The sequence below is a fragment of the Pontibacter chinhatensis genome (assembly GCF_900113285.1).
GTDB lineage: Bacteria > Bacteroidota > Bacteroidia > Cytophagales > Hymenobacteraceae > Pontibacter > Pontibacter chinhatensis.
The window spans coordinates 326,673-342,294 of the sequence record NZ_FOOT01000004.1 but is presented as its reverse complement, the minus strand read 5'-3'; the positions used below and the strand labels follow the sequence as shown (position 1 = coordinate 342,294).

The 15,622-nt window shown below is 42.8% G+C and carries 30 protein-coding genes; all 30 read left to right on the top strand.

What is annotated here, in order from left to right; genetic code table 11:
- Positions 1-7: 7 nt before the first annotated feature.
- The 30 genes from BM040_RS13580 (at position 8) to rpsM (ending at position 15,616) form a co-directional block, all read left to right on the top strand.
- Entirely contained in the window at positions 8-325 is a 318-nt protein-coding gene (locus BM040_RS13580; protein ID WP_092102369.1) for a DUF3467 domain-containing protein, read from the top strand.
- Positions 326-428: 103 nt separating this feature from the next.
- A complete protein-coding gene (gene rpsL, locus BM040_RS13575) occupies positions 429-842 on the top strand; it encodes a 30S ribosomal protein S12 (RefSeq protein ID WP_092102366.1) in 414 nt (137 codons plus the stop codon).
- Between the two features lie 19 nt (positions 843-861).
- Positions 862-1,329 (top strand): 30S ribosomal protein S7, encoded by a 468-nt coding sequence (rpsG, locus tag BM040_RS13570; protein ID WP_092102363.1) that lies wholly within the window; start codon positions 862-864, stop codon positions 1,327-1,329.
- A 3-nt stretch (positions 1,330-1,332) separates the two neighbouring features.
- Complete coding sequence (gene fusA / locus BM040_RS13565) at positions 1,333-3,435, top strand: elongation factor G (protein ID WP_092102360.1); 2,103 nt, start codon at positions 1,333-1,335, stop codon at positions 3,433-3,435.
- An 11-nt stretch (positions 3,436-3,446) separates the two neighbouring features.
- Positions 3,447-3,752, top strand: coding sequence for a 30S ribosomal protein S10 (gene rpsJ / locus BM040_RS13560; RefSeq protein WP_007654312.1), 306 nt, complete (start codon positions 3,447-3,449; stop codon positions 3,750-3,752).
- A gap of 178 nt (positions 3,753-3,930) precedes the next feature.
- Entirely contained in the window at positions 3,931-4,548 is a 618-nt protein-coding gene (gene rplC, locus BM040_RS13555) for a 50S ribosomal protein L3 (RefSeq protein ID WP_092102357.1), read from the top strand.
- Position 4,549: 1 nt separating this feature from the next.
- Positions 4,550-5,179, top strand: a complete 630-nt coding sequence (gene rplD, locus BM040_RS13550; RefSeq protein ID WP_092102354.1) for a 50S ribosomal protein L4 — start codon at positions 4,550-4,552, stop codon at positions 5,177-5,179.
- Complete coding sequence (gene rplW / locus BM040_RS13545) at positions 5,179-5,466, top strand: 50S ribosomal protein L23 (RefSeq protein ID WP_092102351.1); 288 nt, start codon at positions 5,179-5,181, stop codon at positions 5,464-5,466. The genes rplD and rplW overlap by 1 nt, the downstream gene beginning before the upstream one ends.
- Positions 5,467-5,476: 10 nt before the next feature.
- Positions 5,477-6,304 (top strand): 50S ribosomal protein L2, encoded by an 828-nt coding sequence (rplB, locus tag BM040_RS13540; RefSeq protein WP_092102348.1) that lies wholly within the window; start codon positions 5,477-5,479, stop codon positions 6,302-6,304.
- A 3-nt stretch (positions 6,305-6,307) separates the two neighbouring features.
- On the top strand, positions 6,308-6,586 hold the full coding sequence (rpsS, locus tag BM040_RS13535) for a 30S ribosomal protein S19 (protein WP_025609055.1): 279 nt from the start codon (positions 6,308-6,310) through the stop codon (positions 6,584-6,586).
- A gap of 2 nt (positions 6,587-6,588) precedes the next feature.
- Positions 6,589-6,981 (top strand): 50S ribosomal protein L22, encoded by a 393-nt coding sequence (gene rplV / locus BM040_RS13530; protein WP_092102345.1) that lies wholly within the window; start codon positions 6,589-6,591, stop codon positions 6,979-6,981.
- Between the two features lie 5 nt (positions 6,982-6,986).
- Positions 6,987-7,742, top strand: a complete 756-nt coding sequence (gene rpsC, locus BM040_RS13525; protein ID WP_092102342.1) for a 30S ribosomal protein S3 — start codon at positions 6,987-6,989, stop codon at positions 7,740-7,742.
- A 29-nt stretch (positions 7,743-7,771) separates the two neighbouring features.
- On the top strand, positions 7,772-8,194 hold the full coding sequence (gene rplP / locus BM040_RS13520) for a 50S ribosomal protein L16 (RefSeq protein WP_092102339.1): 423 nt from the start codon (positions 7,772-7,774) through the stop codon (positions 8,192-8,194).
- 1 nt (position 8,195) lies between these two features.
- The gene (gene rpmC / locus BM040_RS13515; protein WP_092102336.1) at positions 8,196-8,396 is read left to right on the top strand and encodes a 50S ribosomal protein L29; all 201 of its coding nucleotides are present in this window, start codon (positions 8,196-8,198) and stop codon (positions 8,394-8,396) included.
- Between the two features lie 15 nt (positions 8,397-8,411).
- The gene (gene rpsQ, locus BM040_RS13510; RefSeq protein ID WP_092102333.1) at positions 8,412-8,666 is read left to right on the top strand and encodes a 30S ribosomal protein S17; all 255 of its coding nucleotides are present in this window, start codon (positions 8,412-8,414) and stop codon (positions 8,664-8,666) included.
- A gap of 1 nt (position 8,667) precedes the next feature.
- The gene (gene rplN, locus BM040_RS13505; protein ID WP_092102330.1) at positions 8,668-9,036 is read left to right on the top strand and encodes a 50S ribosomal protein L14; all 369 of its coding nucleotides are present in this window, start codon (positions 8,668-8,670) and stop codon (positions 9,034-9,036) included.
- An 18-nt stretch (positions 9,037-9,054) separates the two neighbouring features.
- The gene (gene rplX / locus BM040_RS13500; protein ID WP_092102327.1) at positions 9,055-9,378 is read left to right on the top strand and encodes a 50S ribosomal protein L24; all 324 of its coding nucleotides are present in this window, start codon (positions 9,055-9,057) and stop codon (positions 9,376-9,378) included.
- A gap of 1 nt (position 9,379) precedes the next feature.
- Positions 9,380-9,934 carry a 50S ribosomal protein L5 gene (gene rplE, locus BM040_RS13495; RefSeq protein ID WP_092102324.1) on the top strand — a complete coding sequence of 185 codons (555 nt, stop codon included), beginning with the start codon at positions 9,380-9,382 and terminating at the stop codon, positions 9,932-9,934.
- Between the two features lie 2 nt (positions 9,935-9,936).
- The gene (gene rpsN, locus BM040_RS13490; RefSeq protein WP_092102319.1) at positions 9,937-10,206 is read left to right on the top strand and encodes a 30S ribosomal protein S14; all 270 of its coding nucleotides are present in this window, start codon (positions 9,937-9,939) and stop codon (positions 10,204-10,206) included.
- A 91-nt stretch (positions 10,207-10,297) separates the two neighbouring features.
- Positions 10,298-10,696, top strand: coding sequence for a 30S ribosomal protein S8 (gene rpsH / locus BM040_RS13485; RefSeq protein ID WP_092102315.1), 399 nt, complete (start codon positions 10,298-10,300; stop codon positions 10,694-10,696).
- A 14-nt stretch (positions 10,697-10,710) separates the two neighbouring features.
- Positions 10,711-11,265: a 50S ribosomal protein L6 gene (gene rplF / locus BM040_RS13480; RefSeq protein WP_092102312.1), complete on the top strand. Its 555-nt coding sequence runs from the start codon at positions 10,711-10,713 to the stop codon at positions 11,263-11,265.
- A gap of 8 nt (positions 11,266-11,273) precedes the next feature.
- Complete coding sequence (gene rplR, locus BM040_RS13475; RefSeq protein ID WP_092102309.1) at positions 11,274-11,621, top strand: 50S ribosomal protein L18; 348 nt, start codon at positions 11,274-11,276, stop codon at positions 11,619-11,621.
- A 5-nt stretch (positions 11,622-11,626) separates the two neighbouring features.
- Positions 11,627-12,145 carry a 30S ribosomal protein S5 gene (gene rpsE, locus BM040_RS13470; RefSeq protein ID WP_092102304.1) on the top strand — a complete coding sequence of 173 codons (519 nt, stop codon included), beginning with the start codon at positions 11,627-11,629 and terminating at the stop codon, positions 12,143-12,145.
- Positions 12,146-12,150: 5 nt separating this feature from the next.
- Complete coding sequence (rpmD, locus tag BM040_RS13465) at positions 12,151-12,330, top strand: 50S ribosomal protein L30 (protein WP_092102301.1); 180 nt, start codon at positions 12,151-12,153, stop codon at positions 12,328-12,330.
- 2 nt (positions 12,331-12,332) lie between these two features.
- Complete coding sequence (gene rplO, locus BM040_RS13460) at positions 12,333-12,779, top strand: 50S ribosomal protein L15 (protein ID WP_092102298.1); 447 nt, start codon at positions 12,333-12,335, stop codon at positions 12,777-12,779.
- A gap of 12 nt (positions 12,780-12,791) precedes the next feature.
- Complete coding sequence (secY, locus tag BM040_RS13455) at positions 12,792-14,108, top strand: preprotein translocase subunit SecY (protein ID WP_092102295.1); 1,317 nt, start codon at positions 12,792-12,794, stop codon at positions 14,106-14,108.
- Positions 14,109-14,111: 3 nt separating this feature from the next.
- The gene (gene map, locus BM040_RS13450) at positions 14,112-14,888 is read left to right on the top strand and encodes a type I methionyl aminopeptidase (RefSeq protein WP_092102292.1); all 777 of its coding nucleotides are present in this window, start codon (positions 14,112-14,114) and stop codon (positions 14,886-14,888) included.
- Positions 14,889-15,107 (top strand): translation initiation factor IF-1, encoded by a 219-nt coding sequence (gene infA, locus BM040_RS13445; protein ID WP_092102289.1) that lies wholly within the window; start codon positions 14,889-14,891, stop codon positions 15,105-15,107.
- 5 nt (positions 15,108-15,112) lie between these two features.
- Positions 15,113-15,229 (top strand): 50S ribosomal protein L36, encoded by a 117-nt coding sequence (gene rpmJ / locus BM040_RS13440; protein ID WP_007654264.1) that lies wholly within the window; start codon positions 15,113-15,115, stop codon positions 15,227-15,229.
- A 9-nt stretch (positions 15,230-15,238) separates the two neighbouring features.
- Positions 15,239-15,616 carry a 30S ribosomal protein S13 gene (gene rpsM, locus BM040_RS13435; protein WP_092102286.1) on the top strand — a complete coding sequence of 126 codons (378 nt, stop codon included), beginning with the start codon at positions 15,239-15,241 and terminating at the stop codon, positions 15,614-15,616.
- Positions 15,617-15,622 lie beyond the last annotated feature (6 nt).

The following is a 15,622-nucleotide window of genomic DNA, read 5'->3' as shown; positions in this document are numbered from 1 at the left end:
TTAAGCCATGGCAGAGCAGTTGCAAAAACAGAATCAAATAAACATTGAGCTAACGGAAGAGGTAGCTGAAGGCGAGTATGCCAATCTTGCTATGATAGCCCATTCCAGCAGCGAGTTTGTGATAGATTTTATAAGGTTGATGCCTGGCCTGCCAAAAGCAAAAGTCAAATCAAGAGTTATTATTACCCCAGAGCATGCCAAAAGATTATTGGCTGCTTTGGGGGATAATATAAAAAAATTTGAAGCGAGCTTTGGCGAAATAAAGCAATCACAGGAAGCCCCTTCTTTCCCGATGAACTTTGGAGGAACAGTGGGGGAGGCCTAAGATGCAGAGAATTAATGAATTAAAATTTTGATATTGCAAAGTGATTTTTATACCTTTGCAGACCAAAATTTAAATTGGAAAATCTATAAATAACAGCTAGTAAATGCCTACTATACAGCAATTAGTAAGAAAGGGCAGAGAAAAGTTGACGTACAAGTCAAAGTCTCCAGCCTTAGATTCATGCCCACAGCGTCGTGGAGTATGTACTAGAGTATATACTACTACGCCAAAGAAGCCTAACTCTGCCATGCGTAAGGTTGCCAGGGTAAGACTGACAAACGGTAAAGAAGTTAACGCCTACATCCCGGGAGAAGGCCACAACCTGCAGGAGCACTCTATCGTGCTGATCAGAGGTGGTAGAGTAAAAGACCTTCCAGGTGTTCGTTATCACATTGTACGTGGAGCACTCGACACAGCTGGCGTAAACGGACGTCTGCAGTCACGCTCTAAGTATGGTGCCAAGAGACCTAAGCCAGGACAAGCTGCTGCAGCTGCGGGTAAAGGTAAAAAGAAATAATCCCTAGAGTTATAATACAATGAGAAAAGCAAAGCCGAAAAGTAGAATTCTCCTTCCCGATCCTAAATACAAAGAAACATTAGTAACACGTTTCGTGAACTACCTGATGGTAGACGGAAAGAAAAGTGTTGCTTATGGCATCTTCTATGACGCTGTAGACCTAGTAGAGCAAAGAACTAAAGAAAACGGTCTCGAAACCTGGAAGAAAGCATTGAATAACATCATGCCAAGTGTTGAGGTGAAGAGCCGTAGGGTAGGGGGTGCTACTTTCCAAGTGCCGACTGAGGTTCGTCCGGACCGCAGAGTATCTCTTGGTATCAAATGGATGATATCATACGCTCGTAAAAGAGGTGAGAAAACAATGAAGGACAGATTAGCAGGCGAGATCATCGCAGCTGCTAAGGGTGAAGGTGCTGCCGTTAAGAAGAAAGACGATACGCACAGAATGGCGGAAGCAAACAAAGCATTCTCACACTTTAGATTCTAATCAATGGCAAGAGATCTAAAATACACAAGAAACATTGGTATTGCCGCGCACATCGACGCTGGTAAAACAACGACGACAGAGCGTATACTTTACTATACAGGTAAGTCTCATAAGTTAGGGGAGACTCACGAAGGTTCCGCTACAACCGACTGGATGGAGCAGGAGCAGGAGCGTGGTATCACCATTACTTCAGCTGCTGTTACAGTAAACTGGCCATACAGAGGAAATAACTACCACATCAACATCATCGACACCCCAGGTCACGTGGACTTTACCGTAGAGGTAAACCGCTCTCTACGTGTGCTGGATGGCCTTGTGTTTCTTTTCTCTGCAGTGGATGGTGTGGAGCCTCAGTCAGAAACAAACTGGCGCCTTGCTGACAACTATAAAGTAGCACGTATCGGTTTCGTTAACAAAATGGACCGCTCCGGTGCAGACTTTTTAGGGGTGTGCAAGCAGGTGAAAGAAATGCTGGGAAGCAATGCCGTAGCGCTTCAGCTGCCAATTGGTTCTGAGGATAACTTCAGAGGTGTTGTGGATCTGGTAAATAACCGTGGTATTATCTGGAATGAAAGCGATAAAGGCATGACCTTTACTGAAGTTCCGATTCCAGATGACATGGTTGAGGAAGCTGCTGAATACAGAGAGAAACTTCTGGAAGCCGTAGCAGAGTACGATGAAACGCTGATGGAGAAGTACTTTGAGGATCCGAATTCCATCACTGAAGATGAAATTCTGGCTGCTCTTCGCGCTGCTACTATTGACATGGCTATCGTGCCAATGCTTTGCGGTTCTTCCTTCAAAAACAAAGGTGTGCAGACAATGCTTGACTACGTAATGGCATTGATTCCTTCACCTTTGGATAGAGATAACATCAAAGGTATCAACCCAGATACAGATCAGGAAATTTCTCGCAAGCCAAGTGTAGATGAGCCTTTTGCGGGTCTGGCCTTTAAGATTGCAACAGACCCTTATGTAGGACGTCTGTGCTTCGTAAGAGCTTACTCAGGTGTACTTGAGTCTGGTTCATACGTTTTCAATACGCGTTCTAACAACAAGGAGCGTATCTCCCGTATTTTCCAGATGCACGCCAACAAGCAAAACCAGATTGAGAGACTGGAAGCTGGTGACATCGGAGCAGTAGTAGGCTTTAAAGACATCAAGACTGGTGACACATTGTGCGACCAGAGTGCAAAAATCGTTCTTGAGTCTATGGAGTTCCCTGAGCCAGTAATTGGCTATGCGATTGAGCCAAAATCACAGGCTGACGCTGATAAGATGGGTATGGCAATTGCCAAACTGATCGAGGAGGACCCAACGCTGCAGGTTAATACAGACGAAGAAACAGGTCAGACTATTCTTCGTGGTATGGGTGAGCTTCACCTGGAGATCATCATCGACCGCATGAAGCGCGAATTCAAGGTTGAGCTGAACCAGGGTGCTCCACAGGTTGCTTACAAAGAGACTATCACGAAAAGTGTTGAGCACCGTGAGGTATTTAAGAAGCAGTCTGGTGGTCGTGGTAAGTTCGCTGACATCGTATTCGAAATGGGACCACGTGAGGATGGCAAGCAGGGCCTTGAGTTCGTGAATGCTATCGTAGGTGGTGTGATTCCAAAAGAATTCATTCCAGCTGTTCAGAAAGGTTTCGAAGAAGCTATGAAGAACGGTATCCTGGCAGGCTTCCCTATCGACTCCATGAAGGTGCGTCTGTTCCACGGTTCATTCCACGATGTTGACTCCGATTCATTATCATTTGAATTAGCTGCCCGTCAAGGATTCAAGGAAGCTGGCAAGCAGTGTGCTCCTAAACTTCTTGAGCCAATCATGGCAGTTGACGTTGTTACGCCTGACGAATATACAGGTCCGGTAACAGGTGACTTGAACAGAAGAAGAGGTATCATGAAAGGTATGGATACAAAAGGCACTGCAACTGTAGTGAAAGCGGATGTTCCATTATCCGAACTGTTTGGATATGTAACAGACCTGCGTACAATCACTTCAGGTAGAGCTACAGCCTCTCTTACTTTCTCACATTATGAGCAAGTACCTCAGAACCTGGCGGACGCTATCGTTGCTAAAGTAAAAGGAACAGCAGCTAAATAATTAGTATAGAAATGAATCAGAAAATAAGAATAAAACTGAAGTCTTACGATCACAACTTGGTAGATAAGTCTTCTGAGAAAATTGTAAAGGCTGTAAAAGCTACAGGTGCCATCGTAAGCGGTCCAATTCCGCTTCCAACTGAGAAGGATAAATTTACAGTACTTCGCTCACCACACGTGAACAAGAAATCGCGTGAGCAGTTTCAGCTTTGCACTTACAAGAGACTGGTAGATATCTACTCCACTAGCTCTAAAACTGTAGATGCGCTGATGAAGCTTGAGCTTCCAAGTGGTGTTGATGTTGAAATCAAAGTTTGATAACAACAGACTGACATAAAAAGAGGAGAATCTCGGTTCTCCTCTTTTTTTATACCTGCTTGAGAATAAATATTTTAGAGAAAGTTTGAAAAGAAGCTTAAAAAATTATTAACTTTGCACTCCCTTAGCAAAAATAGGGGAGAATGAATTATTGTATCCATCTCTAAAAAAAAGTTGAATGCCTGGAATTATCGGTAAAAAAATCGGAATGACAAGCCTCTTCACAGCAGATGGTAAATACACACCAGTGACGCTTATTCAAGCAGGACCGTGTGTAGTTACTCAGGTGAAGACGGTTGAGAACGATGGTTATGCTGCAGTGCAGCTTGGCTACGGCGACAAAAAGCTGAAGAGAGTGACGAAAGCGGAAGCTGGACATTATCAGAAAGCTAACACAGCTCCAAAGAAGAAAGTAGCTGAGTTTGATGTGGAAGGTGCTTCCTTCAACTTGGGTGATGTTGTAGATGCATCGCTTTTCGATGAAGGTGAGTTCGTGGATGTAGTTGGCACATCAAAGGGTAAAGGTTTCCAGGGCGTAGTGAAGCGTCACAACTTTGCCGGTGTGGGAGGACAGACGCACGGTCAGCACAACAGGGCGAGACACCCTGGTTCAATCGGTGCCTGCTCTTGGCCTTCAAGAGTATTCAAAGGTATGCGAATGGCCGGTAGAATGGGCGGTAAAAGAGTAAAGGTTCAGAACCTGACTGTACTGCGTGTTCTGGCTGAGAAAAACCTTATTGTTGTTAGTGGCTCTGTTCCTGGTGCCAGAAATTCTTATGTGTTAATTGAGAAATAAAATGGAGCTCTCTGTATTAAATATCAAAGGTGAGGATACAGGCAGAAAGGTAACTCTTTCTGATGCTATATTTGGTCTTGAGCCAAATGAGCATGCCATGTATCTTGACGTGAAGCAGTACCTGGCCAACCAAAGACAAGGTACGCACAAGTCAAAGGAGCGTAACGAGGTTGCAGGCTCTACTAAAAAAATCAAGAAGCAGAAAGGTACAGGTGGTGCCCGCGCAGGTAGCTTGAAGTCTCCAGTGTTTGTAGGTGGAGGCCGTGTATTCGGACCAAAGCCAAGAAACTACAGCTTTAAGCTGAACAAGAAGCTTAAGCGTGTTGCTCGTCTTTCTGCTCTTTCGCTGCTGGCCCGCGACAACCGTGTGGCGCTAGTGGAATCCTTTACAATGGAGGCGCCTAAGGCGAAGGAGTTCAGAGGTATACTGAACAACTTACAGTCAACAGGTAAAACACTGGTGGTGCTTCCAGCAGTGGACAAGAACATCGTTCTGTCAGGAAGAAACCTGCCAAAGGTAAAAGTGTCTACTGTGAAAGATGTAAACACTTATGACCTGCTGAACACAGAAAAACTCCTTCTTGTTGAGCAATCAGTAAATGAATTAGAAAACCTCCTAAGCGCGAAATAATGAACGTTCTGAAAAGACCAATTATTACTGAAAAGTACGCTGCCTTGAACGAGGTTGGTAAATATGCTTTTGAGGTAGAGAGAAATGCCAATAAAGTTGAGATCAAGAAGGCAGTAGAGAAGATGTATGGTGTGACTGTAGATAAAGTGTCTACGATGCGCTCCATCGGAAAGAAGAAGACAAAGTACACCAAATCAGGTGCTGTAACAGGCCGTACTTCTCTCATCAAGAAAGCAGTTGTAACCCTGAAAGAGGGCGAAGTAATAGACTTTTATAGCGGCATATAATTAAGTTAAAATGGCTTTAAAAAAGTTAAGACCGATAACACCAGGTCAAAGATTCAGAGTAGCCCCGGCTTTTGATGAAATCACTTCATCTACTCCTGAGAAATCTTTGTTGGCACCCCTTACAAAATCTGGTGGACGTAACAATTCTGGAAAAATGACTATGCGCTATTTAGGCGGTGGTCATAAGAGAAAGTACAGGTTGGTTGACTTCAAGCGTACTAAGCATGGTGTTCCTGCTACAGTGAAGACAATTGAGTATGATCCAAACAGGACAGCTCGTATTGCCCTTCTTCAGTATGCTGACGGTGAGAAAGCTTATATCATTGCTCCTGCAGGTCTACAGGTTGGTACTGTAGTTAACTCAGGCCCTGGTATAGCTCCGGAAGTAGGAAACTGCCTGCCTTTATCTGAAATTCCTCTAGGTACTATCATTCACAATATTGAGCTGCAGCCAGGCGCTGGTGCTACACTAGCAAGGAGTGCAGGTTCTTATGCACAGTTAGTTGCCCGTGAAGGACGTTATGCAACTATCAAGCTTCCTTCTGGTGAACTGAGAATGGTGCTTGTTAACTGTGCAGCTACTGTAGGTACGGTATCCAACGCTGAGCACATGAACGTGAGACTTGGCAAAGCCGGCCGTAACAGATGGTTAGGTAAGCGTCCTCGCGTACGTGGTGTTGCTATGAACCCTGTAGATCACCCAATGGGCGGTGGTGAAGGTAAGTCTTCCGGCGGTCACCCACGTTCACGCAAAGGCTTGTATGCTAAAGGCCTTAAGACGAGAAACAAGAATAAATATTCTGAAAAGCTTATAGTTAATAGAGGTAAGAAGAAATAGTAAATGGCTAGATCATTAAAAAAAGGGCCTTATATTGACTTTAGGCTCGAGAAGAAAGTAACTGTAATGAACGAGGCAGGCAAAAAGTCTGTTATCAAAACCTGGTCTCGTCGATCTATGATTTCTCCTGATTTTGTAGGTCATACTTTTGCAGTTCATAATGGAAATAAGTTCATCCCGGTATATGTAACTGAGAACATGGTTGGTCATAAACTAGGTGAATTCGCTCCAACTAGAAACTTTAGAGGTCACATTGCTAAGAAAGATAAAGGCAAGCGTTAATAATGGAAGCAGTAGCAAAACTTAGAAATGTTCCTACCTCTCCTCGCAAGATGAGAATGGTAGCGGACCTGGTACGCGGAAAGAGTGTATCAAGAGCCCTTGGTATTCTGAAGTTCGAATCCAATGCTGGTGCAGCCAAAGTTGAGAAGCTTGTTCTTTCAGCCTTAGCAAACTGGCAGCAGAAAAATGAGGATGCTCGCATCGAAGAAGCAAACCTTTACATCAAGACTATCTTTGTTGATGAAGGTAAAATGCTGAAGCGTCTTCGTCCTGCTCCTCAAGGACGTGGTTACAGAATTCGTAAGCGTTCTAATCACGTGACACTGGTTATCGATAGCATGACAGAGGAGCAGCTAGAGCAACAGTCTAAGAAATCTAAAAAAGCCAACAAGTAAGAATTATGGGACAGAAAGTTAATCCGATAGGTTTTCGACTAGGTGTTATCAAAGGTTGGGATTCTAACTGGTATGGCGGCAAAGATTTCGCTGAGAAGCTGATCGAGGACGAGAAAATTAGAAAATATATACTTGCCCGAATTCCTAAAGGCGGTATTTCTAAAATTATAATTGAAAGAACACTTAAGCGTATTACCATTACAATCAACACGGCAAGACCAGGTGTTGTAATTGGTAAAGGCGGACAGGAAGTAGATAAAATTAAGGAGGAGCTTAAGAAGCTTACGAACAAAGATATCCAAATCAATATCTTTGAGATTAAGCGTCCAGAGCTTGATGCAAAACTAGTAGGCGAGTCTATCGCTCAGCAGTTGCAGGCCCGTATCTCTTTCCGTCGTGCCATGAAGCAAGCTATTGCTTCTGCACTACGTGTAGGTGCTGAAGGTATAAAAGTACAGGTTTCTGGTCGTTTAGGCGGTGCTGAAATGGCTAGAACTGAGCACTACAAAGAAGGAAGAACTCCACTTCATACTTTGCGTGCAGATATCGATTATGCACTTTCAGAAGCACAGACAGTGTATGGCAAACTAGGTATTAAGGTTTGGATTTTTAGAGGTGAGGTTTACGGAAAGAAAGACCTTACTCCGAATGCTGGCCTTGAAACTAAAGGACCTGGTGCAGCCTCTGGTGACAGACGCGGTGGCGGTGAGCGTCGCAACAAGAAGGGCGAAGGTGCTCCTAAGCGCAAGCGTCGTCAATAATTAAGTGTTAACATTATAAGTTTTAGAAAATGTTACAGCCTAGAAGGACTAAATATAGAAAAATGCATAAAGGCCGCGTGAAAGGGCTTGCTCATAGAGGCAGTTCTATTGCGTTTGGTTCTTTTGCCATCAAATCACTTGAGTCAACTTGGATCACCTCACGCCAAATTGAAGCTGCGCGTATCGCTATGACAAGAGCTATGAAACGTGAAGGCCAAGTTTGGATCCGCATCTTCCCTGATAAGCCTGTTACGAAGAAGCCTGCTGAGGTGCGTATGGGTAAGGGTAAAGGTTCTCCTGAATATTGGGTAGCAGTAGTTAAGCCCGGCACTATCATGTTTGAATCAGATGGTGTGCCTCTGGAAGTAGCAAAAGAGTCATTGAGACTTGCAGCTCAGAAACTACCAGTAAAAACAAAGTTTGTAGTACGTAGAGATTACGTTGAGAAATAAAATGAAAAATTCAGAGATAACGGCTTTGTCTGCAGAGGAACTGCAAGAGAGGCTTAACACTGAGAAGGCTAACTTGCAAAACATGCGTTTTGCACATGCTATATCTCCACTGGAGAACCCAATGAAGATCCGCGAGACGAAGCGACTAATTGCCAGACTGAGCACTGAGGTTCGTCGTCGTGAAATAGAAGCTAACTCTTAATATTGATTCAAGATCATGGAGAGAAACCTAAGAAAAGAAAGAAGCGGCAAGGTTGTTAGCAATAAAATGGACAAGTCTATTACTGTACTGGTGGAAAGCAAAATGAAGCACCCTATGTACGGTAAGTTTGTTAGCAAGTCTACCAAGTTCATGGCTCACGACGAAAAGAATGAATGCAATATCGGTGATACAGTGCGTATTCAGGAGACCCGTCCGCTCAGCAAGAACAAAAAATGGCGTTTAGTAGAAATTATAGAAAGGGCTAAGTAAGATGATACAGCAGGAATCTAGACTAAATGTGGCTGATAACAGCGGTGCAAAAGAAGTACTTTGCATCCGTGTGTTAGGCGGTACTGGCAAGAAGTATGCCTCTGTTGGCGATAGAATTGTTGTTACAGTGAAGTCTGCCCTTTCTTCTGGCAACGTTAAAAAAGGAACTGTTACAAAAGCAGTTATTGTAAGAACTAAGAAAGAGATTAGAAGAAAAGACGGCTCGTACATTCGTTTCGACGATAATGCAGCTGTTCTTCTGAATGCCAACAACGAACCACGCGGTACGCGTATCTTCGGACCGGTAGCCCGTGAACTTCGTGAAAAGCAATTCATGAAAATTGTTTCGTTAGCTCCTGAAGTTCTATAACTACAAATTCAGATTAAAATGAATAAGAAAAAACTTCATGTAAAGACTGGCGATACAGTAAAAGTTATAGCCGGTGACGAGCGCGGTAAATCAGGCCGCATCATAGCTGTTGATACAGATAAGCAGAAAGTGACGATTGAGGGCCTTAACCTGGTGACAAAACACCAGAAGCCTAGCGCCCAAAATCCTCAAGGCGGTATCAAGAAAGTAGAAGCTCCTATTCATGCCAGCAACGTGATGGTAGTTGACCCTAAGACTGGTGAAACTACTAAGACTGCTAGGAGAAAAAACAGCGAAGGTAAAACAGAGCGTTATTCTAAAAAGACAGGAGAGGTAATCTAACATGGCAACTGCAAGATTAAAAGAGAAATATTATAACGAGGTAGTGCCTGCCTTGAAAGAGAAGTTCCAGTACAAGAACGTGATGCAGGTGCCAAAGATCACCAAGATCTCTATTAGTAAAGGTATTGGTGCTGCTGTAGCCGATAAGAAGCTGGTTGATATTGGGGTAGAAGAGCTTTCTATCATATCTGGTCAAAAGGCTGTTCCAACAATCGCGAAGAAGTCTGTTTCAAACTTCAAGCTTCGTGAGGGAATGCCAATTGGTGCCCGCGTTACTCTGCGTGGTGAGAGAATGTATGAGTTCCTTGATCGCCTCGTAACTATTGCACTTCCACGTGTACGTGACTTTAGAGGGATTAGTGACAAAGGGTTCGATGGCCGCGGAAACTACACTATGGGTGTTAAGGAGCAGATCATCTTCCCAGAAATAAGCATTGACAAGATCAAAGCTATTTCAGGTATGGATATCACTTTTGTTACAACGGCTAAAACTGACGAAGAGAGCTACGAGCTGCTTAAAGCATTCGGTATGCCATTCGCCAATATCAAGAAATAACCATGGCAAGAGAATCAGTAAAAGCGAGAGAGCTTAAAAGAGAAAAACTTGTAGCTAAATATGCTGCAAAAAGAGCCGAGTTAAAGGCTAAGGGTGATTACGAGGCACTTGATAAACTGCCTCGTAACGCCTCTCCTGTTAGACTTCATAACCGTTGCAAGCTAACCGGAAGACCAAGAGGGTATATGAGAAAGTTTGGTATTTCTCGTGTTACTTTCAGAGAGTTAGCGTCAGCTGGTAAAATTCCTGGTGTAACAAAAGCGAGCTGGTAATTTTTTAGGATTCCCTGCAAGAATCTTTCAAAAGATATTATTATCTTTGCCCCTCGCTTAGATAAAGCATTCATTATTATATTCATTCATAATGAACACAGATCCAATAGCAGATTATTTAACTAGGGTGCGTAACGCCATCAAGGCTAACCACAGAATAGTTGAGATACCATCTAGCAAGATTAAACAAGAGATCACTAAAGTATTGTACGACAAAGGGTATATCCAAAGTTATAAATTTGATGACTCTGGCGTGCAAGGAACGATTAAGATAGCTCTGAAATATAACCCTAACACTAAGCAGTCTGCTATTGTGAAACTGGAAAGGGTAAGTAAGCCAGGGCTGCGCAAATACACTGGCACTGAAACAATGCCAAGAGTATTGAACGGACTTGGAGTAGCCATTTTGTCTACATCTAAGGGTGTAATGACAGATAAAGAGGCTAAGTCACTGAACGTAGGTGGCGAGGTGTTATGTTATGTATATTAATAGGAGGATAGACAATGTCACGTATAGGAAAATTGCCAATCACCCTGCCTAACAACACACAAGTTACCATCGGTGATAATAATGTTGTTACTGTAAAAGGCCCTAAAGGTGAGCTTTCTACAGCTGTTGATAAAGACATCCTTGTAAAGCAAGACGACAATACTATTGTTATTGAGCGTCCAACCGAGCAGAAGCGTCATAAAGCAATGCACGGTCTTTACAGATCGCTCATCAACAATATGGTTGTTGGTGTTAGCCAAGGTTATAAGGAGCAGCTAGAGCTTGTTGGTGTGGGTTTTAAAGCTACTGTTCAAGGTAAAGTTTTAGAGCTTTCTTTAGGTTACTCTCACAACATATTTTTGAGTTTGCCAGAGGAAGTAACTGCTACCGCTGTTACGGAGAAAGGTAAAAACCCGATTGTAACGCTGGAGTCAAACGACAAGCAACTTCTTGGTCAGGTTGCTGCTAAGATTAGGTCTCTGCGTAAAGTTGAGCCTTACAAAGGTAAAGGTATCCGCTTTGTTGGAGAAGTTGTTAGAAGAAAAGCTGGTAAGACAGCATCTAAATAATCATCATCATGTCTACTAATAAGATAAGCAGAAGACTAAGAATTAAGAGAGGTATCAGAAATAAAATTTCTGGTACCGCTGAAAGGCCAAGACTGACTGTGTTTCGTAGCAACAAAGCTATCTATGCACAATTAGTTGATGATACTACTGGTGTGACACTGGCAGCTGCCTCTTCAGTTAAATTTGATGATGCAAAAGCTAATGTTGAAGCCGCAGGAAAAGTAGGAGCTACTATCGCTGAGCAAGCACTTGCTAAAGGTATTTCTCAGGTGGTATTCGACCGTAACGGTTACCTTTATCACGGTAAAGTAAAATCATTGGCAGAAGGCGCTCGTGAAGCTGGCCTTAAATTCTAAAAATTATGTTGAAGAATAATATACGTAGCGTAAAGGCAAGCGAAATTGAGCTTAAAGAGAGAGTAGTTGCCATTAATCGTGTAGCCAAGGTTGTAAAAGGTGGTAGAAGATTTAGCTTCGCCGCTATCGTGGTAGTAGGTGACGGAAACGGCGTTGTGGGCTATGGCCTGGGCAAAGCTAACGAAGTTACTGACGCGATTGCTAAAGGTATTGATGATGCTAAGAAAAACCTGATGAAGGTTCCTTTGTATCACAATACTGTGCCACATGCTCAAGAAGGTAAATTCTCCGGCGGTTTTGTACTAGTTAAACCAGCGGCTGCAGGTACAGGTGTAATTGCCGGTGGTGCAATGCGTGCCGTTTTGGAGAGTGCTGGCATTAAAGACGTTCTTTGCAAGTCTAAAGGGTCTTCTAACCCACACAACGTTGTTAAGGCTACTTTTGACGCGCTTTCTAAGATGAGAGATCCTTTGGCGGTAGCTCAGCAAAGGGGAGTTAACTTACAGAAAGTATTCAACGGATAAACGAGATGGCTAAAGTAACTATAACTCAGGTTAAAAGCATTATCGACAGACCGAATAACCAGAAGCTGACAATCAAGGCTTTGGGTCTGGGTAAGATAAATAAATCAGTATCTGTTGAGTATACTCCTCAGATTGCTGGTATGGTAAGAAAAGTCCACAATTTGGTAGAAGTTAAAGAACAATAATCATGTACTTACATTCTTTAAAACCTGCAGAAGGTTCTGTTAAAGCCAGAAAAAGAATAGGTAGAGGTCCTGGTTCAGGTAGAGGTGGTACTTCTACCCGTGGACACAAAGGAGCAAAATCACGCTCTGGCTATTCGCAGAAGGCTGGTTTCGAAGGTGGCCAGATGCCCCTTCAGAGACGAGTTCCTAAGTATGGCTTTAAGAACATCAACCGTGTTGAGTATAAAGCTATCAACCTTGATGTTATTCAGGCTCTGGCAGAGTCTACAAACGAAACAGTAATTAATTTTGATTTCTTCAGAACACATGGTTTGGTTCAGAAGAATGATAAAGTAAAGGTTTTGGGCAGAGGTGAGTTGAACAAGGCTGTAGAAGTACACGCTCATGCTTTCTCTGTAACTGCTACATCATCAATAGAAAACGCAGGCGGTAAAACAGTTGCTCTTTAATCAGTAGAAAGTATGAAGAAGTTTATAACAACGTTAAAGAACATTTTCGCTATTGAGGACTTGAGGGTTAGAATCTTCAACACTCTTTTCTTTATAGCAATTTTCAGACTTGGTTCTTTTGTTGTTTTACCAGGCGTTGAACCTAGTCAGCTGCAGTCAAATACTGAGGGTATTTTCGGTTTGCTGGATACGTTCTTAGGTGGTGCGTTTAGCAATGCGTCCATCTTTGCACTGGGTATCATGCCTTACATATCGGCTTCTATCGTACTGCAACTTTTAACCATTGCCGTTCCATATTTCCAAAAGATGCAGAAGGAGGGTGAGTCTGGTAGAAAGAAAATCAACCAGATCACTCGCGTTCTGACTATTGTGATTACGCTTGCTCAGGCTGTTGGGTTTGTAGCGACGATCAATGCTGAGGCTATTGTGATCAATCAAACTTTGTTCACGATTACCTCCATGATTGTGCTTACATCAGGAACCGTATTCTGTATGTGGCTTGGTGAAAAGATTACAGACAAAGGTATTGGAAACGGTATTTCAATGCTGATTATGATTGGTATTATCAGCCGTTTTCCAGGTGCCATTCTCTTCGAAGCCACTTCCAAGCAACTAGACGGAGCTCTTCTATTCATCTTTGAGCTTGTTGTATTGTTCTTGGTGGTGATGTCGGTTGTTATGCTGACGCAAGCAGTGAGAAGGATCCCTGTACAGTATGCCAAGCAGGTAGGTGCTAGTTCCCTTTATAGTGGTCAGCGACAGTTTATACCTCTGAAGGTAAACGCGGCAGGTGTTATGCCAATTATCTTTGCACAGTCCTTGATGTTCCTGCCATCCATGCTTGCCTCTATTTGGGCAGATACCAGCGAGACAGCGAACTACATTGGTGCAACATTTTCTGACTTTACTTCCTGGCAGTATAACCTCGTATTTGGTCTGTTGATACTTGTTTTTACATACTTTTATACTGCAATCAGTGTTAACCCAAATCAGATAGCAGACGATTTGAAGCGCAGTGGTGGTTTTATCCCTGGTGTAAAACCAGGACGCGCTACCTCTGAGTATATTGATGCTATCTTAACTAAGATAACTTTACCAGGGGCAATTTACCTTGCACTTGTGGCTATATTCCCTGCTATCGCCATGCTATTTGGTGTAACTAGGGAGTTCTCTCAGTTTTTTGGAGGAACCTCTTTGCTAATCATGGTTGGTGTAGTACTAGATACTCTTAAGCAAGTTGAAAGCTACTTACTGATGCGCCATTACGATGGCATGATGAAATCAGGTAAGTTAAGAGGCAGAACAGAGAATATTGCCATGGTTTCTTAATCCATGATTTTATACAAAACTGAAGAAGATATTGAGCTAATTCGCCAGAGTGCTTTGATTCTTAGCAAAGCACATGGCGAAATTGCTCGTCTTATAAAACCCGGTATTACAACTCTTCAGCTGGACAAAGTTGCTGAAGAGTTTATTCGCGATAATGGGGGGAAACCTTCTTTCAAGAATTACAATGGTTTCCCTTATAGCTTGTGCATCTCTGTCAACTCTGTGGTTGTGCACGGTATGCCTAGTAACTATACTCTGAACGAAGGAGACATAATTTCTGTTGACTGTGGAGTTTACAAGAATGGTTTCCATAGTGATTGTGCATACACACATGCTGTAGGTGAAGTTTCGCCTGAAGTGCACAAGCTTTTAGCTGTTACAAAGGAGTCTTTGTATTTAGCTCTTGAAAAGGCTGTAGCAGGTAACCGGCTTGGTGATGTAAGCTTTGCGGTTCAGGAATATGCTGAAAAAAACGGTTTTACTGTAGTTCGTGAATTGGTTGGACATGGTATTGGCCGAAACCTGCATGAAGCACCTGAGGTGCCAAACTATGGTAGAAGAGGGCAAGGAGTAAAACTTCAGAATGGTTTGGTTATAGCCGTTGAACCTATGGTAAATCTGGGTAGCAGGCATATTGTGCAGGAGGATGATGGATGGACCATTCGCACAAAAGACAATAAACCCTCAGCGCATTTCGAGCATACTATTGTGGTGCGCAAGGACAAAGCTGAGATATTAACAACATTTGATTATATAGAAGAGGCTATCAAAAGATCATAAATGGCAAAACAGTCATCCATAGAGCAAGACGGTACTATTGTAGAGGCCTTGTCTAATGCAATGTTCAGAGTTGAACTTGAAAACGGACACCAGGTTATCGCACATATTTCAGGTAAGATGCGCATGAACTATATTAAGATTTTACCTGGTGACAAAGTAAAGCTCGAAATGTCTCCTTACGATCTTACTAAAGGCAGAATTGTTTACCGATATAAATAAATCCAATGAAAGTCAAAGCATCAGTAAAAAAGAGAAGTGCTGAATGTAAAGTTATCCGCCGCAAGGGGAAGCTTTATGTGATCAACAAGAAAAATCCAAGATATAAACAAAGACAAGGTTAATTAATTTTTATGGCTAGATTAGCAGGAGTAGATATTCCGGATAACAAGAGAGGAGAGATCGCGCTGACCTATATTTTCGGTATCGGTCGCAGCCTTTCCAAACAAATCTTAACAAAGGCCGGGGTGGATCTTGACAAAAAAGTAAAAGACTGGACTGAGGACGAGGCCGGTGAAATTAGAAATGTTATTGCTGCAGAAGTTAAAACGGAGGGTGTATTAAGATCCGAAGTTCAACTGCACATTAAGCGTCTTCTTGACATTGGTTGCTACCGTGGATTGAGACATCGTAAAGGTCTGCCAGTACGCGGACAGAGAACGAAAAACAACTCCCGTACAAGAAAAGGTAAGCGTAAGACAGTTGCTGGCAAGAAGAAGGCATCTAAATAATCACTA